This window comes from Salinivibrio sp. ES.052 (genome assembly GCF_900141775.1).
GTDB lineage: Bacteria > Pseudomonadota > Gammaproteobacteria > Enterobacterales > Vibrionaceae > Salinivibrio.
The window spans coordinates 594,222-616,421 of sequence record NZ_FSRI01000003.1; the positions used below are offsets into that span (position 1 = coordinate 594,222).

20 protein-coding genes are annotated in these 22,200 nt (G+C 51.0%); 13 read left to right on the plus strand and 7 right to left on the minus strand.

The features are described from left to right. Positions 1–11: 11 nt before the first annotated feature. From gnd to BUQ98_RS15615, 4 genes are all read left to right on the plus strand, one after another. Entirely contained in the window at positions 12–1,460 is a 1,449-nt protein-coding gene (gene gnd / locus BUQ98_RS15600) for a decarboxylating NADP(+)-dependent phosphogluconate dehydrogenase (RefSeq protein ID WP_074214693.1), read from the plus strand. A gap of 127 nt (positions 1,461–1,587) precedes the next feature. Further along, positions 1,588–1,875 carry a DUF134 domain-containing protein gene (locus BUQ98_RS15605; protein WP_074214694.1) on the plus strand — a complete coding sequence of 96 codons (288 nt, stop codon included), beginning with the start codon at positions 1,588–1,590 and terminating at the stop codon, positions 1,873–1,875. Positions 1,876–2,208: 333 nt separating this feature from the next. Continuing rightward, positions 2,209–2,718 (plus strand): NifB/NifX family molybdenum-iron cluster-binding protein, encoded by a 510-nt coding sequence (locus tag BUQ98_RS15610; RefSeq protein ID WP_074214695.1) that lies wholly within the window; start codon positions 2,209–2,211, stop codon positions 2,716–2,718. Continuing rightward, complete coding sequence (locus tag BUQ98_RS15615) at positions 2,711–3,130, plus strand: PaaI family thioesterase (RefSeq protein WP_074214696.1); 420 nt, start codon at positions 2,711–2,713, stop codon at positions 3,128–3,130. The genes BUQ98_RS15610 and BUQ98_RS15615 overlap by 8 nt, the downstream gene beginning before the upstream one ends. Here the strand turns inward: BUQ98_RS15615 and BUQ98_RS15620 are convergent. The 3 genes from BUQ98_RS15620 to BUQ98_RS15630 are packed head-to-tail and all read right to left on the minus strand — an operon-like array spanning position 3,123 to position 7,917. Then, positions 3,123–4,094, minus strand: a complete 972-nt coding sequence (locus BUQ98_RS15620; protein WP_074214697.1) for an L-threonylcarbamoyladenylate synthase — start codon at positions 4,092–4,094, stop codon at positions 3,123–3,125. The genes BUQ98_RS15615 and BUQ98_RS15620 overlap by 8 nt on opposite strands. An 8-nt stretch (positions 4,095–4,102) precedes the next feature. After that, positions 4,103–6,550 (minus strand): DUF2309 domain-containing protein, encoded by a 2,448-nt coding sequence (locus BUQ98_RS15625; RefSeq protein WP_083605328.1) that lies wholly within the window; start codon positions 6,548–6,550, stop codon positions 4,103–4,105. Beyond that, the gene (locus tag BUQ98_RS15630) at positions 6,550–7,917 is read right to left on the minus strand and encodes an NADH-quinone oxidoreductase subunit L (RefSeq protein ID WP_074214698.1); all 1,368 of its coding nucleotides are present in this window, start codon (positions 7,915–7,917) and stop codon (positions 6,550–6,552) included. The genes BUQ98_RS15625 and BUQ98_RS15630 overlap by 1 nt, the downstream gene beginning before the upstream one ends. A 99-nt stretch (positions 7,918–8,016) precedes the next feature. On the opposite strand from BUQ98_RS15630, the gene BUQ98_RS15635 reads away from it, so the two are divergent. Next, complete coding sequence (locus BUQ98_RS15635; RefSeq protein WP_074214699.1) at positions 8,017–8,949, plus strand: LysR family transcriptional regulator; 933 nt, start codon at positions 8,017–8,019, stop codon at positions 8,947–8,949. Here the strand turns inward: BUQ98_RS15635 and BUQ98_RS15640 are convergent. Both BUQ98_RS15640 and BUQ98_RS15645 read right to left on the minus strand, forming a co-directional pair. Next, positions 8,885–9,046: a DUF2256 domain-containing protein gene (locus tag BUQ98_RS15640; RefSeq protein WP_074214700.1), complete on the minus strand. Its 162-nt coding sequence runs from the start codon at positions 9,044–9,046 to the stop codon at positions 8,885–8,887. The genes BUQ98_RS15635 and BUQ98_RS15640 overlap by 65 nt on opposite strands. After that, the gene (locus tag BUQ98_RS15645) at positions 9,036–10,610 is read right to left on the minus strand and encodes an FAD-binding domain-containing protein (protein ID WP_074214701.1); all 1,575 of its coding nucleotides are present in this window, start codon (positions 10,608–10,610) and stop codon (positions 9,036–9,038) included. The genes BUQ98_RS15640 and BUQ98_RS15645 overlap by 11 nt, the downstream gene beginning before the upstream one ends. A 240-nt stretch (positions 10,611–10,850) precedes the next feature. Between BUQ98_RS15645 and BUQ98_RS15650 the strand changes: the two genes are divergently transcribed. From BUQ98_RS15650 to BUQ98_RS15665, 4 genes are all read left to right on the plus strand, one after another. After that, complete coding sequence (locus tag BUQ98_RS15650; RefSeq protein ID WP_074214702.1) at positions 10,851–11,630, plus strand: ABC transporter ATP-binding protein; 780 nt, start codon at positions 10,851–10,853, stop codon at positions 11,628–11,630. Continuing rightward, positions 11,627–12,490, plus strand: a complete 864-nt coding sequence (locus BUQ98_RS15655) for an iron-siderophore ABC transporter substrate-binding protein (RefSeq protein ID WP_083605329.1) — start codon at positions 11,627–11,629, stop codon at positions 12,488–12,490. Before BUQ98_RS15650 ends, BUQ98_RS15655 begins: the two co-directional genes overlap by 4 nt. Next, on the plus strand, positions 12,487–14,454 hold the full coding sequence (gene fhuB, locus BUQ98_RS15660; RefSeq protein ID WP_074214704.1) for a Fe(3+)-hydroxamate ABC transporter permease FhuB: 1,968 nt from the start codon (positions 12,487–12,489) through the stop codon (positions 14,452–14,454). Before BUQ98_RS15655 ends, fhuB begins: the two co-directional genes overlap by 4 nt. Positions 14,455–14,541: 87 nt before the next feature. Then, positions 14,542–15,276 (plus strand): SDR family NAD(P)-dependent oxidoreductase, encoded by a 735-nt coding sequence (locus BUQ98_RS15665; RefSeq protein ID WP_074214705.1) that lies wholly within the window; start codon positions 14,542–14,544, stop codon positions 15,274–15,276. A 17-nt stretch (positions 15,277–15,293) separates the two neighbouring features. Here the strand turns inward: BUQ98_RS15665 and BUQ98_RS15670 are convergent, their stop codons facing one another. Further along, entirely contained in the window at positions 15,294–15,599 is a 306-nt protein-coding gene (locus tag BUQ98_RS15670) for a DUF6482 family protein (RefSeq protein ID WP_074214706.1), read from the minus strand. A 201-nt stretch (positions 15,600–15,800) separates the two neighbouring features. Between BUQ98_RS15670 and phhA the strand changes: the two genes are divergently transcribed. Together phhA and BUQ98_RS15680 are read left to right on the plus strand one after the other, a co-directional pair. Beyond that, positions 15,801–16,694 (plus strand): phenylalanine 4-monooxygenase, encoded by an 894-nt coding sequence (gene phhA, locus BUQ98_RS15675; protein ID WP_083605330.1) that lies wholly within the window; start codon positions 15,801–15,803, stop codon positions 16,692–16,694. Next, on the plus strand, positions 16,687–17,028 hold the full coding sequence (locus tag BUQ98_RS15680; RefSeq protein ID WP_074214707.1) for a 4a-hydroxytetrahydrobiopterin dehydratase: 342 nt from the start codon (positions 16,687–16,689) through the stop codon (positions 17,026–17,028). The genes phhA and BUQ98_RS15680 overlap by 8 nt, the downstream gene beginning before the upstream one ends. Positions 17,029–17,208: 180 nt before the next feature. On the opposite strand, the gene BUQ98_RS15685 is transcribed toward BUQ98_RS15680, so the two are convergent. After that, positions 17,209–17,400, minus strand: a complete 192-nt coding sequence (locus tag BUQ98_RS15685; protein WP_074214708.1) for a restriction endonuclease subunit S domain-containing protein — start codon at positions 17,398–17,400, stop codon at positions 17,209–17,211. A gap of 182 nt (positions 17,401–17,582) precedes the next feature. Here BUQ98_RS15685 and BUQ98_RS15690 point away from each other — a divergent pair, with 182 nt between their 5' ends. Together BUQ98_RS15690 and BUQ98_RS15695 are read left to right on the plus strand one after the other, a co-directional pair. After that, a complete protein-coding gene (locus BUQ98_RS15690) occupies positions 17,583–18,791 on the plus strand; it encodes an EAL and HDOD domain-containing protein (RefSeq protein ID WP_074214791.1) in 1,209 nt (402 codons plus the stop codon). A 2-nt stretch (positions 18,792–18,793) separates the two neighbouring features. Then, on the plus strand, positions 18,794–22,195 hold the full coding sequence (locus BUQ98_RS15695; protein ID WP_254813947.1) for an ATP-binding protein: 3,402 nt from the start codon (positions 18,794–18,796) through the stop codon (positions 22,193–22,195). The last annotated feature ends 5 nt before the right edge of the window (positions 22,196–22,200 follow it).

Below are 22,200 nucleotides of genomic sequence, written 5' to 3' on the forward strand. Positions count from 1 at the left end.
TGGAGAGCACGATGAAAGGTGATATCGGCGTAATTGGTTTGGCGGTCATGGGCCAAAACCTGATCCTCAACATGAACGACAATGGCTTTAAAGTCGTGGCGCATAACCGTACCGCGGCCAAAGTCGATGAATTTCTGGAAGGCCCAGCCAAGGGCACTAATATCGTTGGCGCTTATTCGCTGGAAGAGTTGGTTGAGAAGCTAGAAACGCCACGTAAAGTGATGCTGATGGTTCGCGCCGGTGATGTGGTCGATACCTTTATCGACAAGCTTACTCCTCTGCTTGAGAAAGGCGACATCATCATTGATGGCGGCAACACCAACTACCCAGACACTAACCGTCGTGTGGCGGCGCTGCGTGAAAAAGGTATTCACTTTATTGGTGCCGGTGTGTCTGGCGGTGAAGAGGGCGCACGTTTCGGGCCGTCGATTATGCCGGGTGGCTCAGAAGAAGCGTGGCCAGCGGTCAAGCCTATCTTCCAAGGTATCGCAGCAAAAACCGATACTGGCGAACCATGTTGTGACTGGGTCGGCCGTGATGGCGCGGGCCACTTTGTGAAAATGGTGCATAACGGTATCGAGTATGGCGACATGCAGCTGATCACCGAAGCGTACCAGTTCATGAAAGATGGCCTTGGTATGAGCCATGACGAGATGCAGCAAGTCTTTACCGACTGGAACAAAACCGAGCTGGATAGCTATCTGGTCGAGATCACTTCAGACATCTTGGGGTATAAAGACCAAGACGGTGAGCCTTTGGTTGAGAAAATCCTCGACACCGCGGGTCAAAAAGGCACCGGTAAATGGACCGGCATTAACGCGCTGGATCTTGGCATTCCGCTGACCCTGATCTCTGAATCGGTATTCTCGCGTTGCCTGTCAGCATTGAAAGATCAGCGTGTGGCAGCAGAAAAACTGTTTGAAAAACACATTCAACCGGTTGAAGGCGATAAAGCCGAGTGGGTTGATGCACTGCGTCAAGCGCTGCTGGCGTCAAAAATTATCTCTTACGCGCAAGGCTTTATGCTGATGCGTGAGGCATCAAACGAGAACGGCTGGGATCTGAACTACGGTAACGTCGCGCTGATGTGGCGCGGTGGTTGTATTATCCGCTCTGCGTTCTTGGGTAACATCCGCGATGCGTATGACAAGGATCCTAACTTGGCCTTCTTGGGCTCAGATGCGTACTTTAAAGGGATCTTGGATAACTGCTTGGCGGCATGGCGTAAAGTGGCGGCGAAATCGATGGAAACCGGTATCCCAATGCCATGTACTACATCGGCGCTGACCTTCTTGGATGGCTACACCACGGCACGTCTGCCCGCGAACTTGCTGCAAGCACAGCGTGACTATTTTGGTGCACACACCTATGAGCGTCTTGATCAGCCACGCGGTGAGTTCTTCCACACCAACTGGACAGGCACTGGTGGTAACACCGCCTCGACCACGTACGATGTGTAACGTACGGCGTGCCACGTAACACGCTAGGACATTCACGAAAGTGATAAACGAAAAAGGGGTGCTTCGGCATCCCTTTTTGTTGGCATAAGCAATAAACTCGCTTAGCATAGGCGAAAAAGGAGAACCGATGCCACGTCCTAAAATGCCCCGCCGTATCTGCGGGAAACCCCATACCAACTGTTTTAAACCCAACGCCATTCCACTCAGTGAACTAGAGACGGTGACCATTGGTTTGGATGAGTTCGAAGCCATGCGTCTTGTTGATCACCAGGGTATGCAGCAACTGCAAGCGGCGGAAGTCATGGGCGTATCTCGTCAAACGTTAGCCAACCTAGTTAAACGCGCCCGCGCCAAAACCACCGCCTGCCTCGTAGAAGGCAAAGCCTTGGTGTTTGAGTCAGAAGAGTCGTGTTAGGTTAGCCATCTACAAAAACAAGATCTGTGCTGCGTGTGACTCACCAAGGTGCTTTTATGGTTTACTAAACTGTAATTTCACGTCAATGATTGCCGTGAAAATAGGTATTTTTAAACCAATACTTCCATTTAGTTATTGTCATTCATCATGCGGCTTAGCAAGGATGCGCGCGTGTTCGAAAAAGCATTCTGTCGCGCGGCGTTGCAGCTTGATGCGAATACTCTCGATGTCTTGACGCAACTTTCCTCATTTTTCTCTCACAGAATAGTTTGCATATGCCACAAATCAAGCGTATTTTTGGCATATGCTATTTATATGAAGAGAGAACGGAAGATGACAATTGCTATTGCGATGAACCAAGACCGCCCTGCGGGACATTTTATGAAGGCCGAGCACTTTGCGCTGTTTGACGACGATGGCCAAGCACTCGTTCAGTTCGCCAACCCACGTGTAACAGAAGGTTGCGGTGCCAAAAACGCCTTGATAGCGATGCTGAAAGCTAACCAAGTAACACGTGTGGTGACTCGTCATATTGGCGAGCATGCGTTAGCGGGATTACTTGATGCTGGCTTACATGTTTATCAGTTAACCAATGGTCGCCTAAATCCAACCCAGTGGTTGTCGCCTGCGTACTGGCAACCGCTTACGGATGCGAGTCAAGGACGGCCGGCGTTGCAGCGAATGAAGCAGCAATCCCAACCACGGAAAAGGGCTTGTTGCACTGATCGAATGTGCGGGTGTGGTTCTAAAAGCAGTGGGTTAGGTTCTGAGCATCGCGGATGTGGCAAGCGGCAAGGTAAAGGCGGTCACGCCAGTGGACAGGGTTGCGGTTGCCATGACTGAATTACGTGTGATGCCGCCACGGTCGCATCATCAGTGTGTGGCTTGCAGTGACAATGGGCTGTTTAATCTTAGATTTTACCAAGACGATGAAACTGTAGTGAGCGCAAAAGTATGGTTAGAAAGCACTTGGCAGGGGTATCAAGATCAGCTACACGGTGGGGTGATTGCCACACTTTTAGATGCAGCTTTCACCCATTGTACCTTTTTGTTTGCCCCGCAAAGTGTGACAGCGTCACTTAATATTCGCTATCACCATCCAGTGCCCATTGCGGTTGAGGCGGAGGTACGAGCATGGTGTGTAAAAGCGAAACATGGAATGAGTCAGTTGGAGGCAACGCTTACCGTTGCGGGCACTGTGTGTGCCAGTGCAACGGCAAGCTTTATGCGAATGCGTGCGTCAAAAACTAGCTAACGGCGCGGCGTAGGCGATCATGCACGGCAAGCCATGCTTCGCCATGAGGAGGCTGGGCGAGCCAGATCTCATCGACGCCCAGTTGGTCGGCTTGGGCAAGTTGGTGATATAACGCTTGCCCGTAGCGTACAGCGTCATCTGGCATGGCAATACAGACCAGATCATCCCGTGTTGGGGCGTCGCCAAAGTGAAGCAAGGCCGCGCGTTTTTCCGGATGGGGCGCAGGGAGATCAGACAAGTCTGCCGCCACCATCTGCAACCGCGTATTGGGTTGGTAATGGCTTCCCACATTGCCGGGCACCACGGTGTCGTGCTGCTCAGGGGCGTCGACCGTTTCACCCAGCACGGCGCTCAACTCGCTGGCAGTGATGGGACCGGCGCGAAGTACCTGGAATGGACGCTTGGTAAGATCGACAATGGTCGACTCCAGTCCATGCTGGCAAGGACCGCCATCAATCACCGCAGCGATCTTTCCGCCCAAACCATGCATCACTTGCTCTGCCGTGGTGGGGCTGAGCTTTTTATACGGGTTCGCTGACGGGGCGGCAACGGCAAGCTGATGGGTGGCGAGCAGGTCTAACAACACAGGTTGCGCGGGTACGCGAAGCCCAATGGTATCTAATCCACCCGTGACTACCGGTGAAACATGCTCGGCACGTGGCAGCAGCAGCGTCATCGGGCCTGGCCAGAAGGCATTCGCTAGCTTATACGCTTCATCCGGGATCAGCGTTGCCCACTCGGTGATCGATGCGACGTCACCGAGATGCACAATCAAAGGATGATTGGCGGGTCGCCCTTTAGCGGTAAAAATGCCCGCGACGGCGTCTGGATTGCTGGCATCCGCTGCCAAACCGTACACGGTTTCTGTGGGCACCGCGACTTGTTCGCCGGCTTTTAGCAGCTCGGCGGCTTGTGTTAGATCCGTTGAACACTGCGCTGAGAGAAGTTGCGTTTTCAACGACATGCTCCGTTTTATTTTGCTACGTTCTGGTGATACCACTGACCCGAGCGATCGCGTTGCCATACTGCACCCTGCGCATCAATTTGCATCAAGTACAGCCAGCCGTGATTCGCCAGCGCGGCTATATCGTCATGGCGTGCAAGTATACTATCAATTGCCTCCCGAGGGGCAGCGATAAATACGCTTAATCGCACTGGCTGGTGGCGATATCGACGGCCATCGTGCACGGATTGATGCGATAAGCCAATGCGTAAGTCGCCACCATTCCCTTCAAACACCCCAATGTGACCACCCACGATGTTGTGGAGCAGCTTGTTTCCGCTGCCGAATTTTTCCGGTGCGGTGACAGAAGCAAAATACTGCAGATTGATCCAATTGGTCACCACCATGGGCGCAGTGAGTATGGTTTCAAGCAAGCTAAAGTCACGGTCTTTATGCATGTCGTAGTCGTGTAAAAAGCTGCGACCTTGCAAATTAATCTGTCGAGACAGAGCGCGCGGGCCCACGATTAGCGCGGCGTTGTCGCACAGTCCCCACTCAGGACGCATTTGCGCCCAGTCTTTGGCCCGTGTACCAAAGAAGCGTTTGAGTTTGGATGGCTGGGTAGGCGCCTGATCAAACTGACTGGCGCGGGTCGCACGTGCTTGCTCGCTTGCGTTGACCAGCCAAGTTTGCCATTGGGCATGCTCGGGAGCGTGAAAGACATCCAGTGCGTCGGTGGTAGTGTTGTGCATGGCGGCATAAAAACGGGTGCTGGCGGGAATCGTCACGCCTTGCTGTGCCATGGCATCACGCACGTCGGCATCGTTCAGAAGCTGTGCAAGTACACGAACATTCACCTCGCCGGTTTGTCCGCCGCAGGCACCACAGTCAAGCCCTGCAGCATGAGGGTTGTTACAGGTTTCACTGCCATGACCCACCAACAGGACCGCATCGGCCAGTTGATCAGCAATGCCCATCGCGCGCAAGATACCAGCGCCTAGCTCGGCCTTTTCTGCTGCGGTTAACGGCGTATTGTCACGGGTGAGTGCCCAATCACTGTCAGTATGGCTGAGTCGATTTAACGGGTTCTCGGTGCCAGAAATGCGCAATGCGCGTTTTAATAAGCTCACTAGCTTTAACATGCCACCGGCTTCGACCATGCCTAAATTGGCGGCGGGCGCATCAAGACTGCGTTGCCAGCCGAGCTTGGTCATTCGCAACCAGCGTTCGGGGGTAGCATGAGTTTGTGAGGCGGTGACCGCTGGCGCCAGTAAGCCGGGCAGTTGTGGCCGATGAATATGGCTATCGGTGGGCTGATAGGCAATCGGCAAGCCAAAAAAGCCAGCAAAGCCAAGGGTTTGAATTCGTTCGGATTGCGCTTCTAACGCGCGACGCATTGGCTCAGAGCGCACATCGATACAAAATACAGCCTGAAGCGTGGGGGAGGTGTCGAGTGTGTCGACACTGGCCTGCGCAGATAGGGCGTGTGCCCAAGGGCGCTGCTGACTGATTTCCAGCGCTTGTTGCCAAATCCACAGGGGCGCGAGCTGTTGTTGTGCTTGGTGATACCAATGGCGGACATTCACCGCTTGATGGTGCATGGACTGACGAATGCTTGCCCACGCTGCGTCACGATGTTTAGCAAGCCAGCGTGCCAGCACTGTATCCCACGCGAGTAAAATCGCGAATAGGCCCATGCCATGTTCTTGCTGTTCACTGTCACTGAGCTGTTGCTGCCAATCTAACCAGGCTTGCCAGCTTGCCCAACCCGATAAACCATGCATAAGCGCGTGGCAATAGGCCAAGTTACCGTCTTGGTCGTGAAGAGTCGGTTGCCAAAAGTCGGCCGCTTCAGCGATCAGTGCATTGATTTGGGTGGGTAGTGCGGCGAAATCGGCGAGTAAATCCACGCCAGTGAGGGTTTTAATGCCTTTATCTTGGCTCACCACATCCAACCAGCATTGATAAAGGTGCTCACCGCCTTGGCCTTGAGCATCAAAACGCTGTGGGTACTGGTGATAGAGCGCGAGAAACTGGCTCACTTGCTGCTGGATTTCTTGCTGCCACGATAAGCCTTCTTGCGCTTCTCGAGTGCGGTCACACAACTCAGCTAATGGCTTCCAACGCGGGAGATCACTACTATGACTACGCAGCGCACGCAGGCAATCACTTACCGTCAATGCGCTGCCAGAGGTTGAAATGGCCTCGGCAAGGTGTGCCTCACCAATCGGCGATTGCCAATGTGACAGATAGTACGCCGACGACATTAACGGACAATGGCCGCTTAACACCGCTTGTTCGGCAAAAACTTGCTCAATGGGGGTAAAGCGTTGCGGCCACCATGGGTTCACCGCAATCATTTGATCCAACGGCCAGCTTGGCGCAATCGCGGCGACTGCTTGCTGTGTGGCATCGCGAAAATCGCTCACATCGAGGGACTCAGGGTATGCAGATACATTGGGCGTTTTCGCAATCATTAACGCGTCTCCTTATGCGGTTGCCATTGGGTCGTTTGTAGTTGGATTAAAGAAGCACTTGGCCACCATTTGAGTGTTAGGCGCGTCGCCCATTCATCAAGGTAAGCGCCGGCGTTCAGCCAAATAAATAGGCGATTCACCCACGCTTTGTGAGGCCAGTACTGGACCGCCAGTGACAGAGCAAACAGCGCGATAAACAGCACCAGCGCAAAGGCATCGGCAAATAAGTAGGTGGCATTACCGCCCGCGACAAACACAATCAAGCTATGTTTAATTGCGGCGTAGAGTCCGAGCAGGCCAAGTGCAAACACGCTACTGAGCAGCACGCGTGTCGGGCGGGCAGCGCCTGGGCGCGTAAAGGCTGGTAATAGCAGCATGGTCATCGCCATCCACAACAACCAGCCGGCGGCCAAGCTATTTAAAATACCGACACTCAGATGCACGGCGACAATCAAACCGGCTGCGGTGGCTATCGCGGCAAGCCAATGGCTACGACGCGGGACTGAGGCATCAGCCAGTTGGGTTGCGAGCCAATGATTCACGCCATTGCCGCTGTTGAGGAAAGAGAACGCCTTGTAGAAAGAGTGCGCCAGTAAGTGCAGCAGTGCCAACTCGTAAAGACCTAGGGCGATTTCGACCAACATCAGACCCATTTGGGCGACGGTCGACCACGCCAGTTTTACCTTAATGCTCACACGTGTCAGGCTCACCAGCCCAGCTACCAGCGTACTGACGCCCGCGATAACCAGCAGTGCTAGGCTGGCACTGGGGCTCGCCGCGAGCACTGGCGCGAACAGCATCAATAAGATCCCGCCAAGGTTCACAATGCCAGCATGCAACAAGGCAGAGACAGGTGTTGGCGCTTCCACCACTTGAATGAGCCAGCCGTGCAAGGGTAGTTGAGCGCACTTGATAATCGCCACGCCCACCAACATAAAGGCGGCAATGCTTACAGTCAGCGTATGAGGTTGCTGGCTGACTTGAAACATCAATTGGTCAATCTGCGCGGTTTGGTAGTGGAAAAACAACAGTAAAAATGCGCCACCGAGTAGCAATTCGCTAAAGCGGGCGAGCAGCATTTTTTTGTGTGCCGCGAGTTGGGCGCGAGGCCGATGTGGATAGAAAAGAATTAAGCGACCCAATGAGAGGCTAACCGCCACCCAGGCGAGCCAAAACAGCAACAGGTGATTGCTGACTAAAACCAACAAGACTGCCGATAAGGTGAGCAGTAAAGAGGAAAGAAAACGGTGTTTGTCGGCTTCACCTGCAAACGCAGTGGCACTGTATCGCCAGATAACACCGCCAAGAAGAGCAACCAGTGCGAGCAGCACCAGTTTGAGCGGGGTGACGAGAAATAGGGATAACATGACTTACCTCACAGCAATAGTTATAAGATACATTGTGAAAACTTACTACAGTTAAGTAAAATACATAATAAATCATTTTTCATTCTGTTTTAGAGAACGATGAGCCGACTCAACTACCATCATTTATATTATTTCTGGCAGGTGGCGCGTCACGGGAACCTGACCCAGACCGCCCGTCAGCTGCATATTTCGCAGTCGGCGCTGTCGTCGCAAATCAAGCAGCTTGAACAGGCGATGCAGGTGCAATTGTTTGAGCGCCAAGGTCGTACATTGACGTTGACTGAAAGTGGCTATCAAGCGATGAACTATGCCGAAGAAATATTTCGCCAAGGGGAAGAGCTTGAGCAATTGCTATCCAGCGGCGGGGCGCTGTCCAGTGCCACGATTCGCATTGGCACCTTATCCACCATGTCGCGGAATTTTATCGAGCAGTTTATTCAGCCATTGGTGAATCAACGAGAGTGCCGCTATGTGTTGCAGTCGATGGATCAAACCGGCTTGCTTCATGCGCTGTCAGATCACCAGTTGGATCTGGCGCTAACTAATATCGCGGTGCGGGGCACCAGTAAACAGATTTGGCAGTATCAGCAATTGGCACGCCAGCCGGTAGCCGTGATTGGTTGGCCGGGTAAAGCCTTATCGCCCACCTTAGACGCCAGCTACCAGCACCAAGCGTGGGTGTTACCTTATGGCGATAACCCCATTCGCTCGGGGTTTGATGCCATCTCTGCGCAGTATCAACTCAAGCCTTACATCATGGCAGAAGCCAATGATATGGCGATGCTACGCCTGTTAACCCGAGACAATGACGCGTTGGCGGTAATGCCCGAAGTGGTGGTTCGCGATGAGCTAGATAGTGGCATGCTCACCCGCTATGCTTTACTGCCGAGTGTGTATGAGCCGTTTTATGCGGTATCGATCAAACGTCAGTGGGTGCATCCGCAACTTAGCTCGCTGCTAGAAGCGTTTAGATCTTCGCCGCTCGCGCATGGCGACGGCCTTCGCGACGGCAACGGTCAGAGCAATACCTAACCTCGTCCCAACAGCGCGCCCACTTTTTACGCCACGTAAACGGCCGTTCGCACGTCAAACATACCTTGCTGGGAAGATGTGGCTTTTTATGCGCCATCTTGGTTGCCTCCAGTAGACTGAGTGGCAGGTGAACGTGATTGTTGAGTGCGCTTGTCCGCGTTCTCAGGGCTATTTGTTGGCTCAGGGCTATTTGTTGGCTCAGGGCTGCTTGGACGCACATGGGTGGCGAGGATCCGTGCTTTCTCGATACGAACGGCGTCTTGTTGACGAAACGACCATAAAATATCTCGCGCTCGCTTGCCGGTTTGTTCGATATCGACAATGGGTTTCGGGTAGTCTTCGCCAGGCACCACACCGTACATCATCGCTTCCATGTCGGTCATTTGCCATGGGGTGTGGATCAAACTGTCGGGCAAGGGAGAAAGCTCGGGTAACCATTCACGAATAAATGCCCCCTCGGGATCTTGCTCCTGCGATTGTTTCACTGGGTTATAAATACGCAAGGTATTGGCGCCTGTCACGCCCGCTTGCATTTGAAATTGGGGATAATGAATACCGGGCTCAAAATCGAGAAATAACTGCGCGAGGTGATGCACACCGCGCCGCCAATCAATCAACAAATGGTGGGTTAAAAAGCTGACCAGCATCGCCCGCATCCGAAAGTTGATATAGCCAGTGGCGTGTAGGCAACGCATACAAGCATCGACAAGCGGATAACCGGTATTACCTTGTTGCCATGCGAGCAGGTGCGCATCGCTCTGCGGACCGTTTGCGTACTCAAAATGTAAGTAGCCTCGATTGACGGGCCGATGCTCCATGTGGTGCTCGCTTTCAAATTTCTGCATAAAATGACAGTGCCAATGCAAACGCGACACCATGGCCACCAGCGCCCGTCGCCAGCCCTTTTTCTGCCAATGGAGGAGGGTGATTTGATACATCTCGCGCAAGCTGATATTACCCCAAGCAAGATAGGGTGACAGTCGCGTACAGCTTTTGCGGCTGGCGAGTGGTTTAGAGATGTGGCGCTGATAGCGTTGCCCACGCTCGCGGAAAAAAGACTGCAAGGTTTTATACGCCCAACTCGGCCCGCCGGGTTGAAAGCGTGGCGCGGGCGAATCCCAGTTATGGTGACCGAGCGAAGGTAGCGTGAGTGATGCGTTTAGCCAGCGCGCTTGTTGCCAATCAGGATCGGCAAGGGGAGCGCGCATCACTTTTTGCCATTCAGCGTCCCAATCAACTCGATTTTTAGCGCCGCGGATCACCGCCCCAGTGGGGGATTCATGCCACGGGATCTGATGGCTCTCTAGCCATTTCGCCACCGCTTTATCACGAGAAAACGTCGCGTCGACGCCAATTTCTTGATGGCTGTAAACCGCGCCAATGGCCTGTTGCTGGTGGATGGCGTCGAAAACGGCGAGTGCCTCTCCTTGGCAAATGGTGACGTGACCGCCTAGTGGTGCGAGCTGTTGATTGAGATCGCCCAGCGATTGCCAGACAAATCGCCAATGGCGCTTACTATGGTGCGGATCGTTAAGCAGCAGCGGCTCAAACAGGTACAGGATCACCAAGGGGCGCCCCGCTGCAATGGCGGCTTGTAATGGGGCATGATCCCGCAGGCGTAAATCGCGTTTTAGCCACACAAGGCTGATGGGCGTGGACATGTCTCTCTCTGTTATCGCTGCTTCAATTTCTTGTTTACCTTTAGCGATACGAGCCCGAACGACACTTAGATCCCTGGTTTTGACTTGGTTAATGTCTAATTTCTCTCATTAACAAGCGCTAAGCGCACAAAGCGAAATCAAAATGGTTTGCATTTGCCTTTTAAGCATCGGAAAATTACTGTTCGCAGAAATAACTGACAGGCGCATCCCGCGCTTGTACATAAGCAGTAGGATCGGGATATGTTAGAGGCAAAGGACGTTGCGTTTGCCGTCAACGGAAACGTGTTACTCGATAAGGTGAGCTTGTCGTTTACGCCCGGAAAGATCTGTGCGTTAGTTGGGCACAACGGCTCGGGCAAGTCGACCTTGATAAAACTGTTGGCGCAACAACAAGCAACCAGCAGCGGACAGATTGCATTAGACCAAAAGCCCTTGTCGAAATGGTCAGAAAAAGCCTTTGCGCGCGAGGTGGCGTATTTGCCACAGCATTTACCGGCAACAGACAACTTGACCGGGTATGAGTTGGTCAGTTTTGGTCGCTATCCTTGGCATGGTTTGCTGGGGCGGTTGACCAAAGCCGATCACCAAGCGATCAACGAGGCAATGACGCTGACTGGCACCCAAGATTATGCCGAGCGCTTGGTCGATACGTTGTCAGGGGGCGAGCGCCAACGGTTGTGGATTGCGATGCTGCTGGCACAGCAAACGCGGTACTTACTGCTCGATGAGCCGCTATCTGCACTGGATGTGGCCCACCAAGTGGAAGTGATGACCTTGGTGCGCAAACTCAGTCGAGAGCTGGATAAGTCCATTATTATCGTGGTGCACGACATTAATATGGCGGCACGTTTTTGTGATGAGATTGTCGCGCTGCACAGCGGACAAGTCCTGACTCAAGGCGCGGTCAGCGATGTGTTTCAAGAGTCGGCCCTTAAATCGATTTATGGTATTGAGATGCCGATTGCCGATCATGCCGCCGGCTATGCGGTTGCTATGCCGGGGGAGTTATCGCCGGTATGATCAAGTCTTCGTTCTTGACGCTTATAGCCTGGCTGACCGCGGCCATGATGTCAGCGAGCGCCATCGCGTCGCCTCGTATTCTCTCGCTGGATTGGACCCAAACTGAAACCTTGCTGGCGCTAGGCATTACTCCAATCGCGGTCGCGCAAAAGGCAGATTACAATTCGTGGGTGAAAGCCCCGCCCATTCCAGAAAACACCGTCGATATTGGCCTTCGCACCCAGCCGAATATGGAGCGTTTGGCTGAGCTTCACCCCGATAAAATTCTGATTTCACCCATTTTTAAGGCGATGAAGCCCAAGCTAAGCACCATTGCGCCGGTGAGCTCGATTCCTTTATATGAAAGTGGCTTAAGCTGGGCATCGTTAAAAACCGTGACGCGGCAAATTGCGCGCGAGGCTAACCGTCCAGAGGCCGGTGAAACTCTGATTGCTAATGCGAAACAGCAATTGGCGAGCCTGCGCGATACGATCCCCGGTGAACAACCACCGCTTCTGATGATTCAATTTCTCGACGCCAACCATGTGCGGGTGTTTGGGACGAACAGCTTGTATCACGCCGCCATCAGTGAATTGGGGCTGAACAATGCGTGGCAGAACACCACCAACAGTTGGGGATTTAGCATGGTCTCCACCCGCGAGCTGCTTGACCTTGATGCGCAGCTGGTGATTGTGCGCCCGCTCCCCGCGGGCGTCGAGCAAACCCTTCAGACTAATATGTTTTGGCAATATTTGGTTAAACGTACGGGGCATACGCCATTGATGATTGATCCGGTATGGAGCTTTGGCGCGATTCCGTCGGCGTTACGTTTTGCCCGCCTTGTGACCGCAGCATTGACCGAGCAAGGAGGGCAGTCATGAAACTGAACCTATTATGGGTGCCCTTGGCATTACTGGCAGCATTGTTGAGCCTCGCCTCCACTCTGTTGGGGCAGTGGAACGTAAGTTCGTCGATGCTCTGGCATTCCTTGTGGTCGCTGGATGACAGTGCGTCGATTGGGGTGGTGATGCATTTAACCTGGTGGCCGCGCTTGGTCACTGCATTACTGGCCGGGGCGTGTTTGGGGCTGGCCGGTACTTTAATGCAACAGGTGTTGCGTAACCCACTGGCCTCACCGTCGACGCTGGGGGTGGCGAATGGCGCTAGCTTGGCGCTGATGCTTGCGACGCTTTATGCCCCTTGGCTACTGACTTGGTCGAGCGCGATGGTGGCGATGTCTGGCGGAGTGTTGACCATGCTGGTGGTGTTTGCGCTAGCATGGCGACGCGGCCTATCGCCCACCGTGGTGGTGATCGCGGGGTTGATTTTAAACCTCTACTGCGGCGCGCTAAGCACCGTGCTGCTGTTGATGAATCAAGAAGCGCTACACGGCATGATGGTGTGGGGCGCGGGCTCGATGGTGCAAACCGACTGGCACAGTGTGCAAGCCTTATTGCCACGTGTTGGATTGGCGGTCGTGTTGATCCTTGCCTTATTAAAGCCGCTCAACGTCTTGAGTCTTTCGGATGAAGGGGCGAAAAGCTTGGGCGTATCACTGGCGAAAATCCGTGTGATTGCTCTAGGGCTATCGGTTCTTCTGACCGCGTGGGTAGTTAGCTTGATTGGCGTGATTGGCTTTGTCGGTCTCGCCGCGCCCGCGATTGCGCGTTTATGTGGCGCACGTAAGCTTATCACCCGTTTGAGCTTGGCTATGATTTTAGGTGCCTTGATGTTGGCAGCCACCGATTTGGCTGTCCAACTGTTACCCGGCCGCCGGGCAATGATGGTGCCTACGGGCGCCGCTACGGCAGCGTTAGGTGCGCCGCTATTATTGTGGCTGTTGCCACGGGTGTCACTGGGGAATCGTCAACGCCAACAAATGCATGCCGGTACGTCCGCACCACGCCAGGATTGGCCACTAGGCCGAACGCTGATGTTACTGGTGTTGGGTGTGGTGATTTTTGCCACCGTATCGCGTCAAAGTGAGGGCTGGCAGTGGCTGGCGCTCAGCGGCGATTGGTCCTTGTTGGAATGGCGCTTGCCACGCTTGCTGGCCGCGGCATTGGCGGGTGGTGTGCTTGCTGTTGCGGGTGCCGTGCTTCAGCGTTTGAGTGCCAACCCGATGGCGAGCCCTGAAGTGATGGGGATCAGTGCCGGTACGGCGCTGGGACTGATTGTCACTATTTTTGCTGGCATGGGCGCATCTATGCTGAGCTTATATGTCGGCGGCTTAATCGGTGCGGGGGCAACCTTGGCGTTGATTGTGCTGCTTAATCGCAAAACCGGCTTTCAGCCAGAAAAGGTATTGCTTACAGGCGTCGCCATAGCCGCACTGATGCAAGCGGTACAAAGCTTCTTGATGGCAGGTGGCGATCCTCGCGCCTATCAAGTGCTCGCGTGGATTTCAGGCTCAACCTACTATGTGACTGACAGTACGGTGACCACATTGGCCCTGGTCGCCGCGGTGCTGGTGGCACTGGGGTTAATGTGTCAGCGTTGGCTCGATATTTTGCCGCTCGGTGGCGAAACTGCTCAATCACTGGGGGTTAAGGTAGGGCGTGCCCGCATGCTGTTGCTGGCTCTCGTCGCGGTCATGACCGTCAGTGCTACCTTGGTGGTGGGGCCGCTCAGCTTTGTCGGCTTGATGGCGCCACATATTGCGCGCAGTTGGGGAGCGAAAAATGCTCGGGCGCATATGATCACCGCCGGATTGATTGGCATGGGATTGATGCTGTTTGCAGATTGGCTCGGACGACAATGGTTATATCCGCAAGAAATGCCAGCAGGGATCATTGCCTCCTTGATTGGCGGGCTCTACCTAATGGTTGTGCTACGTAAGCTATAGTTTTAACACACGGTGATCGACAGGATCGCCTCATCCCTAACTAAAGAGATGCAGTTTGCATCTCTTTTTGTTTGAGGAGCCAAGAGAATGAACAGTGATTCTGTGCAGCGTGTGGCGGTTGTCGGCGTAGGCGGCGCGATTGGCGAAGCCTTTTGCCGCGCATTGCTCGACAAGCCATCCATTCAGCAAGTCTTTGCCCTAGGGCGTCACCCCGCGCCACTTGCCGAAATAAGTGAAAAGGTCACACCGGTGGCGGTGAACATTCGCGATGAGGCATCGATACAAGCGGCGGCCGAGCAGATCGACGATAACCGTTTAGATGCGGTGATCATTGCCTCGGGAATGCTGCATGATGATGCGGTCAGCCCAGAAAAGCGGCTCGGTGCTTGCAGCAGTGAGGCGATGCACCAGCTCTTTGACGTCAACGCCGTCGCGCCGCTGCTATTGAGCAAGCACCTCACGCCCAAATTGAAACGCAACGCCGAGGCTAAGCTCGCCATCTTGTCGGCGCGCGTAGGCAGTATCAGTGATAACCGTGCGGGCGGTTGGTACGCCTATCGTGCAAGTAAAGCGGCGGTGAACATGCTGATCAAATGCATGAGCATTGAGCTTGGCCGCCAAGACAAATCATTGACCGTGGTTGGCCTGCATCCGGGGACGGTAGACAGTCGTTTATCCGCGCCATTCCAAGCCAATGTTAAGCCCGGCAAGTTATTCAGCCCAGCTCAATCGGCTGGCTACTTGCTGTCGGTGTTGGATGGCCTCGACAGTCGCCACACGGGTCGCTTGTTTGCGTGGGACGGGGAAGAAATTGCCCCTTAGGGTAGGGCAGAGTCGAATTATTTCCAGTGGAGTGGCTGCTCAAGTGTCGATAGCGGCTTTTCACTGCCAAGTCCTATCATTTCGTCATACGCCGTGTCGGTAACTAACACGTACTGCGCGGCGTTAATCCATTCGAAATCATCTTTCACCGCCAGCAAGCTGCGGGATAAATAGGGCTTATCGCCGTGATAAATCAGCTTCTGCTCCACCGTATCGCCGTGACGCAAAAAGGCGATGGCTTGATATAGCATGCCATCAATGCCACGGATCTGAATCTTGTCAATGTTGTCGTAATTTATCAGTTCGCTCAGTTGTAAATTCATCACTCGTCCTTGCTGTTATGCCTTTTCCTACCACTACGAGCCATGGGCGCGAGCGGATCCCTCGAGGGTGATGCATTACCAATGGCGGCAGCCTTTTGGATATGTGATGTAAAATAAATGTTACGCAAAGGTAAAATTAAAACCAGGGTGAGAAGATGATTTTATCGGTCAAGTCGACGTAACCTGTGAGTAACGGAGACAATGCGTAAGGCTGACTGCCGCTGTTTACGCGCGATTTTTTACGCCAGACAACGACACAAGGCGGTGAACGTGAAACAGAGTAAATACGAATCCAAACCACTCGATGAGCTGGGTCGTGTAGCCTGGTCGGCACAAGAAAACGATGTATGGCGCCAGCTAGTTACGCGGCAGCTTGCATGTATCAAGGACAAAGCATGTCAGGAATATCTCGACGGGTTGCGAATGCTGGATTTGCCGCATGATACGGTGCCACAGATCCCAGATGTGAATGCTGTGTTAATGCGAGAAACGGGCTGGCAAGTGGCCCCGGTGCCTGCATTGATTGATTTTGACCATTTCTTCGCCTTGCTGGCAGATAAGAAATTCCCTGCGGCGACGTTTTTGCGCACCAAAGACGATTTCGATTACTTGCAAGAGCCGGATTATTTCCATGAGATATTCGGTCACTGTGCGATGCTGACCCACCCAGCGTTCGCTGAGTTTACCCATATGTATGGCCAACTGGGTAAGCAGGCCACGCCCAAAGAGCGCGTCTATCTTGCACGCTTGTATTGGTTTACGGTCGAGTTTGGTTTACTCAGTGACTCGCAAGGCAATCGCAGTATTTATGGCGGCGGGATCTTGTCTTCGCCGGCGGAGACCGAGTACGCCTTTAATAGCGACAAAGCGGTGCGTAAGCCTTTAGAAGTGATAGATGTCATGCGTACGCCATATCGGATTGACATCATGCAACCCATTTACTTTACCATTGAGTCGATTGACGATTTATTTGCCATCAGCCAACGTGACTTGATCGCTGATGTGCATCAAGCGATGGAGCTGGGCCTTCATGCGCCTTTGTTCCCGCCCAAACCAAAAAAGACAGAACAGCAAAAGGAAACGCAACATGTCTGAACTAACTGAGTTGAAATGTGAAGCTTGTAATATTGATGCCCCTTTGGTCAGTGCTGAGGAAATGCCAGCGCTGCTTAAAGACATCCCACAGTGGAACAAAGTGACACGAGATGGAATTGATCAGCTCGAGCGTGAGTTTACTTTCCGCAACTTTAAGTTGGCGTGGGCATTTGCCAATCAGGTGGCTGAGCTGGCCGAGCAAGAAGGCCACCATCCAGCGATCTTACTTGAGTGGGGTAAAGTGACGGTCACTTGGTGGTCGCATAAGATTAAAGGTTTACACAAAAACGACTTCATTTGTGCAGCGAAAACCGACGGTATTGCACCAGAGTAATCCATTAAAAACGCCCCGAGTGTGATCTCGGGGCGTGTCTTTTTTCGATAACTGTACATCTATCCCAGCCACGCAAGTATCCTGTTGCGGCGCTTACGCATCTCATTGGCATCTCTCGGTAACCTACAGCGTAAAATAGGATGCATTTCAAAAGTGACGCGGTCACCTTTCGTGTTGTTCTTACTCTTCTTCACCGTCGCTTGTGTCTTTTTGCTTGATGGCAAAATACTGCGCCAGGATTTCATCGGTGAGCTCACCTTTCTCCTCAAGCGCTTTGAGTTTTGCCACAATCGCTTTTTGTTCGTCGAGTGATGGCAAGGTCTCCGGCTCATGCTCGGGTGCGTCGTCGGCAAGCTGGTCTAAAATATCCATGGTTTTACCTCTTAAATTTGTATGAGGCGAAGCGTAGCAAACTTCGTGATTTAGCCCAAGTAAAAGGAAACTGATTGTCACTTAAATGCACTTAACACACTCACTTTAATAAAAAAAAGGATCAGAAATGATACCTTTGGTCTACGTTTGTAGTAAGGGATTGTATGGGGGAGAGTGACGCCGTGAGTGAAATTTTTTTTTCGTGCCAGCCGATCTTTGACGAGAAGCAAAACCAATGGGGTAGTGAGCTTTTGTTTCGGGAAGGTTTGAAAAATAAGTTCCCGTCAATCGACGAAGACACAGCGACATCACGAATTCTAAGCGCTAATTTTTTATCTGGCAAAGAGCTTGATGATAGTTTGAGATATGTGGTGAGCTTTTCTGAAACGGCTTTGCTTGGGGAAATTCCTTTTTCTATTCCGGTCACTCGATTAGTCATTTGTGTGGTTGAGAAAAGCAAAGCAACGCCGATGCTGGTGAAGCAATTAGAAGCTTACCGCAAGGCGGGCTTCATGGTACTGGGTGATAGTAAGGTATTCTCTAATCGCTGGCAGCGGCACTTGCATCTATTTGATGTTATCTCTGTGAATATGACACAAGAAAGCCTTGCAGATTGGGCTGGAGCTATTTCAGATTATCCAGATATTCAATTTTTAGCACGAAAAGTTGAGACAAAAGAGGAGTTTACTCTTGCCCAGCAACAGGGGTTTCGTTTATTCCAGGGATATTTCTTTGAGCAGCCATTAATACAAAGCCATAGTGATGTGGCACCTTCAGTGATTAGTTTGCTCGACGCCTGTATTGTGATCAATCGCAGCCCTTACGACATTGATGAAATTACCGAAGTGATTTCAAAAGATGTCTCTCTATTGTACAAGGTAGTCACCAGTGCCAATGTCCTGGCTAAATCAAAGAAGAAAACGATTACCAACCCAAAACAAGCGGTTGTTTATCTTGGGTTGGAATCATTACGTCGATTGATCTCCTTGCTTATTATGTCAAACATGAATCATCAAGACTGTTTACATCTACAGAATGCGGCGATCTTGCGTGCTATTTTTATGCAACAGTCCGCAGCTATGTTTAAAGATATGGATGCAGATGAGGCTTTTCTGGTCGGGGCCTTCTCTCTCCTTGACGCAATGTTAGGAGCACCAATGGAGGATTTGATTGGGCAGTTAGACATTCATAAAGATGCAAAAAAAGCACTCTTATCTCGATCAGGCCGTTACGGTGATTTGTTGGATTTATGCAAACATATTGAGCATGCTAATTGGGAATGGGTTAGCACGGTTTGTGAAAAAATGGCGTTGAAAGAGCGTGTTGTACTTAAAGTATTCGATAACGCGCGATATCAAACCCAGACTTTAGCTGCGACGATGCAGGTGTAACGATGATGAATAGAGTAGGTATGCGGTTAGCGGTAGTATTGATTGTGCTGGCTACTTTACTGCTTGGGGTGTTTGGTTATTACAATTATCACGTAGCTAGAGAGCGCCTTGAGTCAGACATGAATCAAGACATTAATTCTATCACTCAGCGTTTAAAGCAGCGCCTGCCTACTTTGATGTGGAATTATGATTTCATCAATGTACAAAATGACTTAGACAGTGAAATGGGATCTCGTTATGTTCATCGTCTTGAACTCACCGATACCAATGATCAGTTTCGCTATGTGACTGACTCAAAAGGCATGCGGTCAAGCGATGAGCTGAAAGAGATAAAAGTTCCTTTAGTGTATGAGCAAGGAAAGCAATCTATTCAGGTCGGAAGGCTGAGCATTTACCAAGATAGTCGGTATATAGATAAAGAGCTTAGTACTGAAATACTTCGTACTGCGACGCAAATCATTCTTTTGAACCTATTGGTTGTCTTTTTTATTTGGAAGTATGCAAAACAAATTGATCGTGCAGAACGTAGTCGTTCTTATCTCGATACAGTGATCCACAGTTATACAGATGCTTTGCTGGTGCTTGGCGACAAACACAGCATTATTACTATCAATGATGCGGCCAAAAAATTATTTGAACTGGAATCGGTACCCGACGAAGCGATCAGTTTATCGACAATTATTTCTCGTGTTTCCCCGAACTCACGAGGGTATTTTTCACAGGCGCTCTATGGCTTGGGTGGACATGTCAATCGCTCTTATGAAATAGATATGGAGGAGGGTGTCCGAGTCGTTCAAGTTAAATCGACACCGATTAAGGATGAAGATCCTCGAGCCCTCAATGTAGCGATTATCCGGGACATTACTGAACAGCATTTGGATAAGCAAAAAGTATCTAAAGGGGCAGAGCTGTTCTCTGCAATGAAAAGCCTGCAAGATAAGTTCTTGATTCGAGAGGACTTTCGTAAAAGCTTTCAAGATGTTTTAGAGATATTACTGCGTATTGGCGAAAGTAATCATGGCATTATTGTTGAAATGGGAAGCAGTGAGAGTGATAGCGAAGACAATTATCTCCCTTACCGTGTTCTGGCACAAACCAGGCTTATTAAAAATGACTTTATTAGTGATGAATTCGTTCGAGGGTTGATAGAGGAAATTATAGAAACCAAGCAGAGTAAGCGAAGTCTGCAAATGGCAGGCGTTGCGGGAAATAATCAAAAAATGATTATTAATGTGCTGGGCACTCCGTTATATATGTCCAATCAAATGGTTGGTGTCGTTTGTTTGTTTGATGAATCAACCTCCTATGATGATGAGTTGCAGGGTTGGGTTGAACCCATATTGTCAAGTTTGAGCTCTATGGTGCATTTTGTTCAGCAGAAAGCATTGAATGATATGATATCTCGGGAAATGGCAAGAGCCAAAGAGCAAGCGGAACAAGCAAACGAGTCAAAAACGAACTTCTTGGCGATGATGAGTCACGAAATCCGTACCCCAATGAATGGGATTGTGGGTATGTCTAACCTATTAATGGAAACTTCACTGACTCAACAGCAACGTTATTTCGTTGATACATTACAGCACTCCTCGACAGCATTATTGAACATTATTAACGATGTACTGGACTTAACCAAAATCGAAGCTGGAAAAATGACGCTTAGCAAGCAGTCGCTCGATTTAGCTGAACTGTTGCACGAGTCATTGAGTATCTTTACCGCTAAAGCTGCAGAGAAACAGTTACGATTACATTGTTATATTGATCCTGATATGTCTTGCCACATTGAGCTTGATGCTATGCGCTATAAGCAGGTGATTATCAACTTAGTTGGCAATGCGGTTAAATTTACCAAGCGAGGCCATATATTGGTTCGTTTGTTCCAAACGCAAGACGATGATCAGACGCATCTGGTTATGGAAGTCGAGGATACAGGCATCGGGATCCCCAAAGATCGCCACGAGGCCATTTTCGAAAACTTCACTCAGGTTGATAATTCCTATTCACGTTCTTATCAAGGTACTGGGCTCGGCTTGCCTGTCTGCCGGAAATTACTGCGCTTGATGGACGGGGATATTTATATCCGAAGCGAAGAAGGCAAAGGAACCACGTTTGTTTCAAGCGTACCGATTACGGTGCCAGACCCTGATTGTACACTTTTGACTCAGTACGACTTAAGTGAATCTCTCGCTGGCTATCAAGTGGGGCTGATATCAGACGATGAGATCCTAGTTGATACATTAACGGCGTATTTGAGCCGATTAAACGTTACCTTAACCCATAGCTCAGATGGTCAAGCGCTTGAGTTGGATGATTTATCACATACAGTGCTGATGATTGATCAAGATAAAATGCAAAATTGCCAAAAATTGGTTGGTCAAGTTCACCGATGTGTGGCGATCAGCCACGATGGGCACCACGATACAGGGATGGCGACGCTCACATGCCCGATTTATCATGCGGAGCTTTGTCGTGTTCTGAGCGAAGATGAGAGTGAGCTAGGAGAGCATAACGTCGTTGTGGGTCAGTACGATGATATCCAATTCGATTTGAATGTCTTGGTAGCAGAAGACCATCTTGTCAATCAAGAACTGATCGATATTATATTGGCAAAGCTGGGTTGCCATCGCGTCTTAGCCGTCAATGGGAAAGAAGCATTAGATCTCCATAAGGAAAGCCCTTTCGACATTATTTTGATGGATTGCCAAATGCCCGAAATGGATGGTTTTGAGGCAACGCGAGAGATCCGTAAATTTGACCAAACCACTCCAATTCTAGCCGTCACTGCTAATGCATTATCAGGCGATGCTGAGCGGTGTGTCGATGCGGGCATGAATGGACACCTCGCTAAGCCATTTAGTAAAGACCAACTTATTGAGCTTCTATTGCTGTACGCCAACCCAGACGCGGTCAGTTATGGCGATAAAAATAAGGATGAGGAAGAAACAACGTTAGATGACCTCGCCAGTGAACACTTTACAGATGTATCTTTAAATTCAAACTCTCAACCAGAACCAGAACCAGAACCAGAACCAAGTCCGGCTAATGGAGATCCCACAATGAATGAAACGTTGCCTCCTATTGATATTCAGCATGTCAAAGATCAGGTTGGGGATAGCATGGATATGGTGAAAATGTTGGTCAATAAATATGTAAAAAATCAGACTCAAGATTTGGAAGCGTTAAAAAGTGCGTTCGAGGAGAAAGAAATAGGTAAAATCAAAAAGCTTGCCCATAAGATGAAAGGGGCAGCCGCTATGATGGGGGCAAATGAGCTGTCTAAAACGTGCCTAGAGCTGGAAAAATCACCGCATGATGATTTGGATGCGTTGCAGCCGTATATTCAGCCGATTGAGCATCAGACAGCATTAATTGTTCAGCAGGCTGACAGTTTGGCTGAAACTTCTTGATACAT

Excerpts from the sequence above, each read along its gene's own strand:
- gnd (WP_074214693.1), top strand. The coding sequence starts at position 12 with ATGAAAGGTGATATCGGCGTAATTGGTTTGGCGGTCATGGGCCAAAAC.
- BUQ98_RS15605 (WP_074214694.1), top strand. The coding sequence starts at position 1,588 with ATGCCACGTCCTAAAATGCCCCGCCGTATCTGCGGGAAACCCCATACC.
- BUQ98_RS15610 (WP_074214695.1), top strand. The coding sequence starts at position 2,209 with ATGACAATTGCTATTGCGATGAACCAAGACCGCCCTGCGGGACATTTT.
- BUQ98_RS15615 (WP_074214696.1), top strand. The coding sequence starts at position 2,711 with ATGACTGAATTACGTGTGATGCCGCCACGGTCGCATCATCAGTGTGTG.
- BUQ98_RS15620 (WP_074214697.1), bottom strand. The coding sequence starts at position 4,094 with ATGTCGTTGAAAACGCAACTTCTCTCAGCGCAGTGTTCAACGGATCTA.
- BUQ98_RS15625 (WP_083605328.1), bottom strand. The coding sequence starts at position 6,550 with ATGATTGCGAAAACGCCCAATGTATCTGCATACCCTGAGTCCCTCGAT.
- BUQ98_RS15630 (WP_074214698.1), bottom strand. The coding sequence starts at position 7,917 with ATGTTATCCCTATTTCTCGTCACCCCGCTCAAACTGGTGCTGCTCGCA.
- BUQ98_RS15635 (WP_074214699.1), top strand. The coding sequence starts at position 8,017 with ATGAGCCGACTCAACTACCATCATTTATATTATTTCTGGCAGGTGGCG.
- BUQ98_RS15640 (WP_074214700.1), bottom strand. The coding sequence starts at position 9,046 with ATGGCGCATAAAAAGCCACATCTTCCCAGCAAGGTATGTTTGACGTGC.
- BUQ98_RS15645 (WP_074214701.1), bottom strand. The coding sequence starts at position 10,610 with ATGTCCACGCCCATCAGCCTTGTGTGGCTAAAACGCGATTTACGCCTG.
- BUQ98_RS15650 (WP_074214702.1), top strand. The coding sequence starts at position 10,851 with ATGTTAGAGGCAAAGGACGTTGCGTTTGCCGTCAACGGAAACGTGTTA.
- BUQ98_RS15655 (WP_083605329.1), top strand. The coding sequence starts at position 11,627 with ATGATCAAGTCTTCGTTCTTGACGCTTATAGCCTGGCTGACCGCGGCC.
- fhuB (WP_074214704.1), top strand. The coding sequence starts at position 12,487 with ATGAAACTGAACCTATTATGGGTGCCCTTGGCATTACTGGCAGCATTG.
- BUQ98_RS15665 (WP_074214705.1), top strand. The coding sequence starts at position 14,542 with ATGAACAGTGATTCTGTGCAGCGTGTGGCGGTTGTCGGCGTAGGCGGC.
- BUQ98_RS15670 (WP_074214706.1), bottom strand. The coding sequence starts at position 15,599 with ATGAATTTACAACTGAGCGAACTGATAAATTACGACAACATTGACAAG.
- phhA (WP_083605330.1), top strand. The coding sequence starts at position 15,801 with ATGCGTAAGGCTGACTGCCGCTGTTTACGCGCGATTTTTTACGCCAGA.
- BUQ98_RS15680 (WP_074214707.1), top strand. The coding sequence starts at position 16,687 with ATGTCTGAACTAACTGAGTTGAAATGTGAAGCTTGTAATATTGATGCC.
- BUQ98_RS15685 (WP_074214708.1), bottom strand. The coding sequence starts at position 17,400 with ATGGATATTTTAGACCAGCTTGCCGACGACGCACCCGAGCATGAGCCG.
- BUQ98_RS15695 (WP_254813947.1), top strand. The coding sequence starts at position 18,794 with ATGATGAATAGAGTAGGTATGCGGTTAGCGGTAGTATTGATTGTGCTG.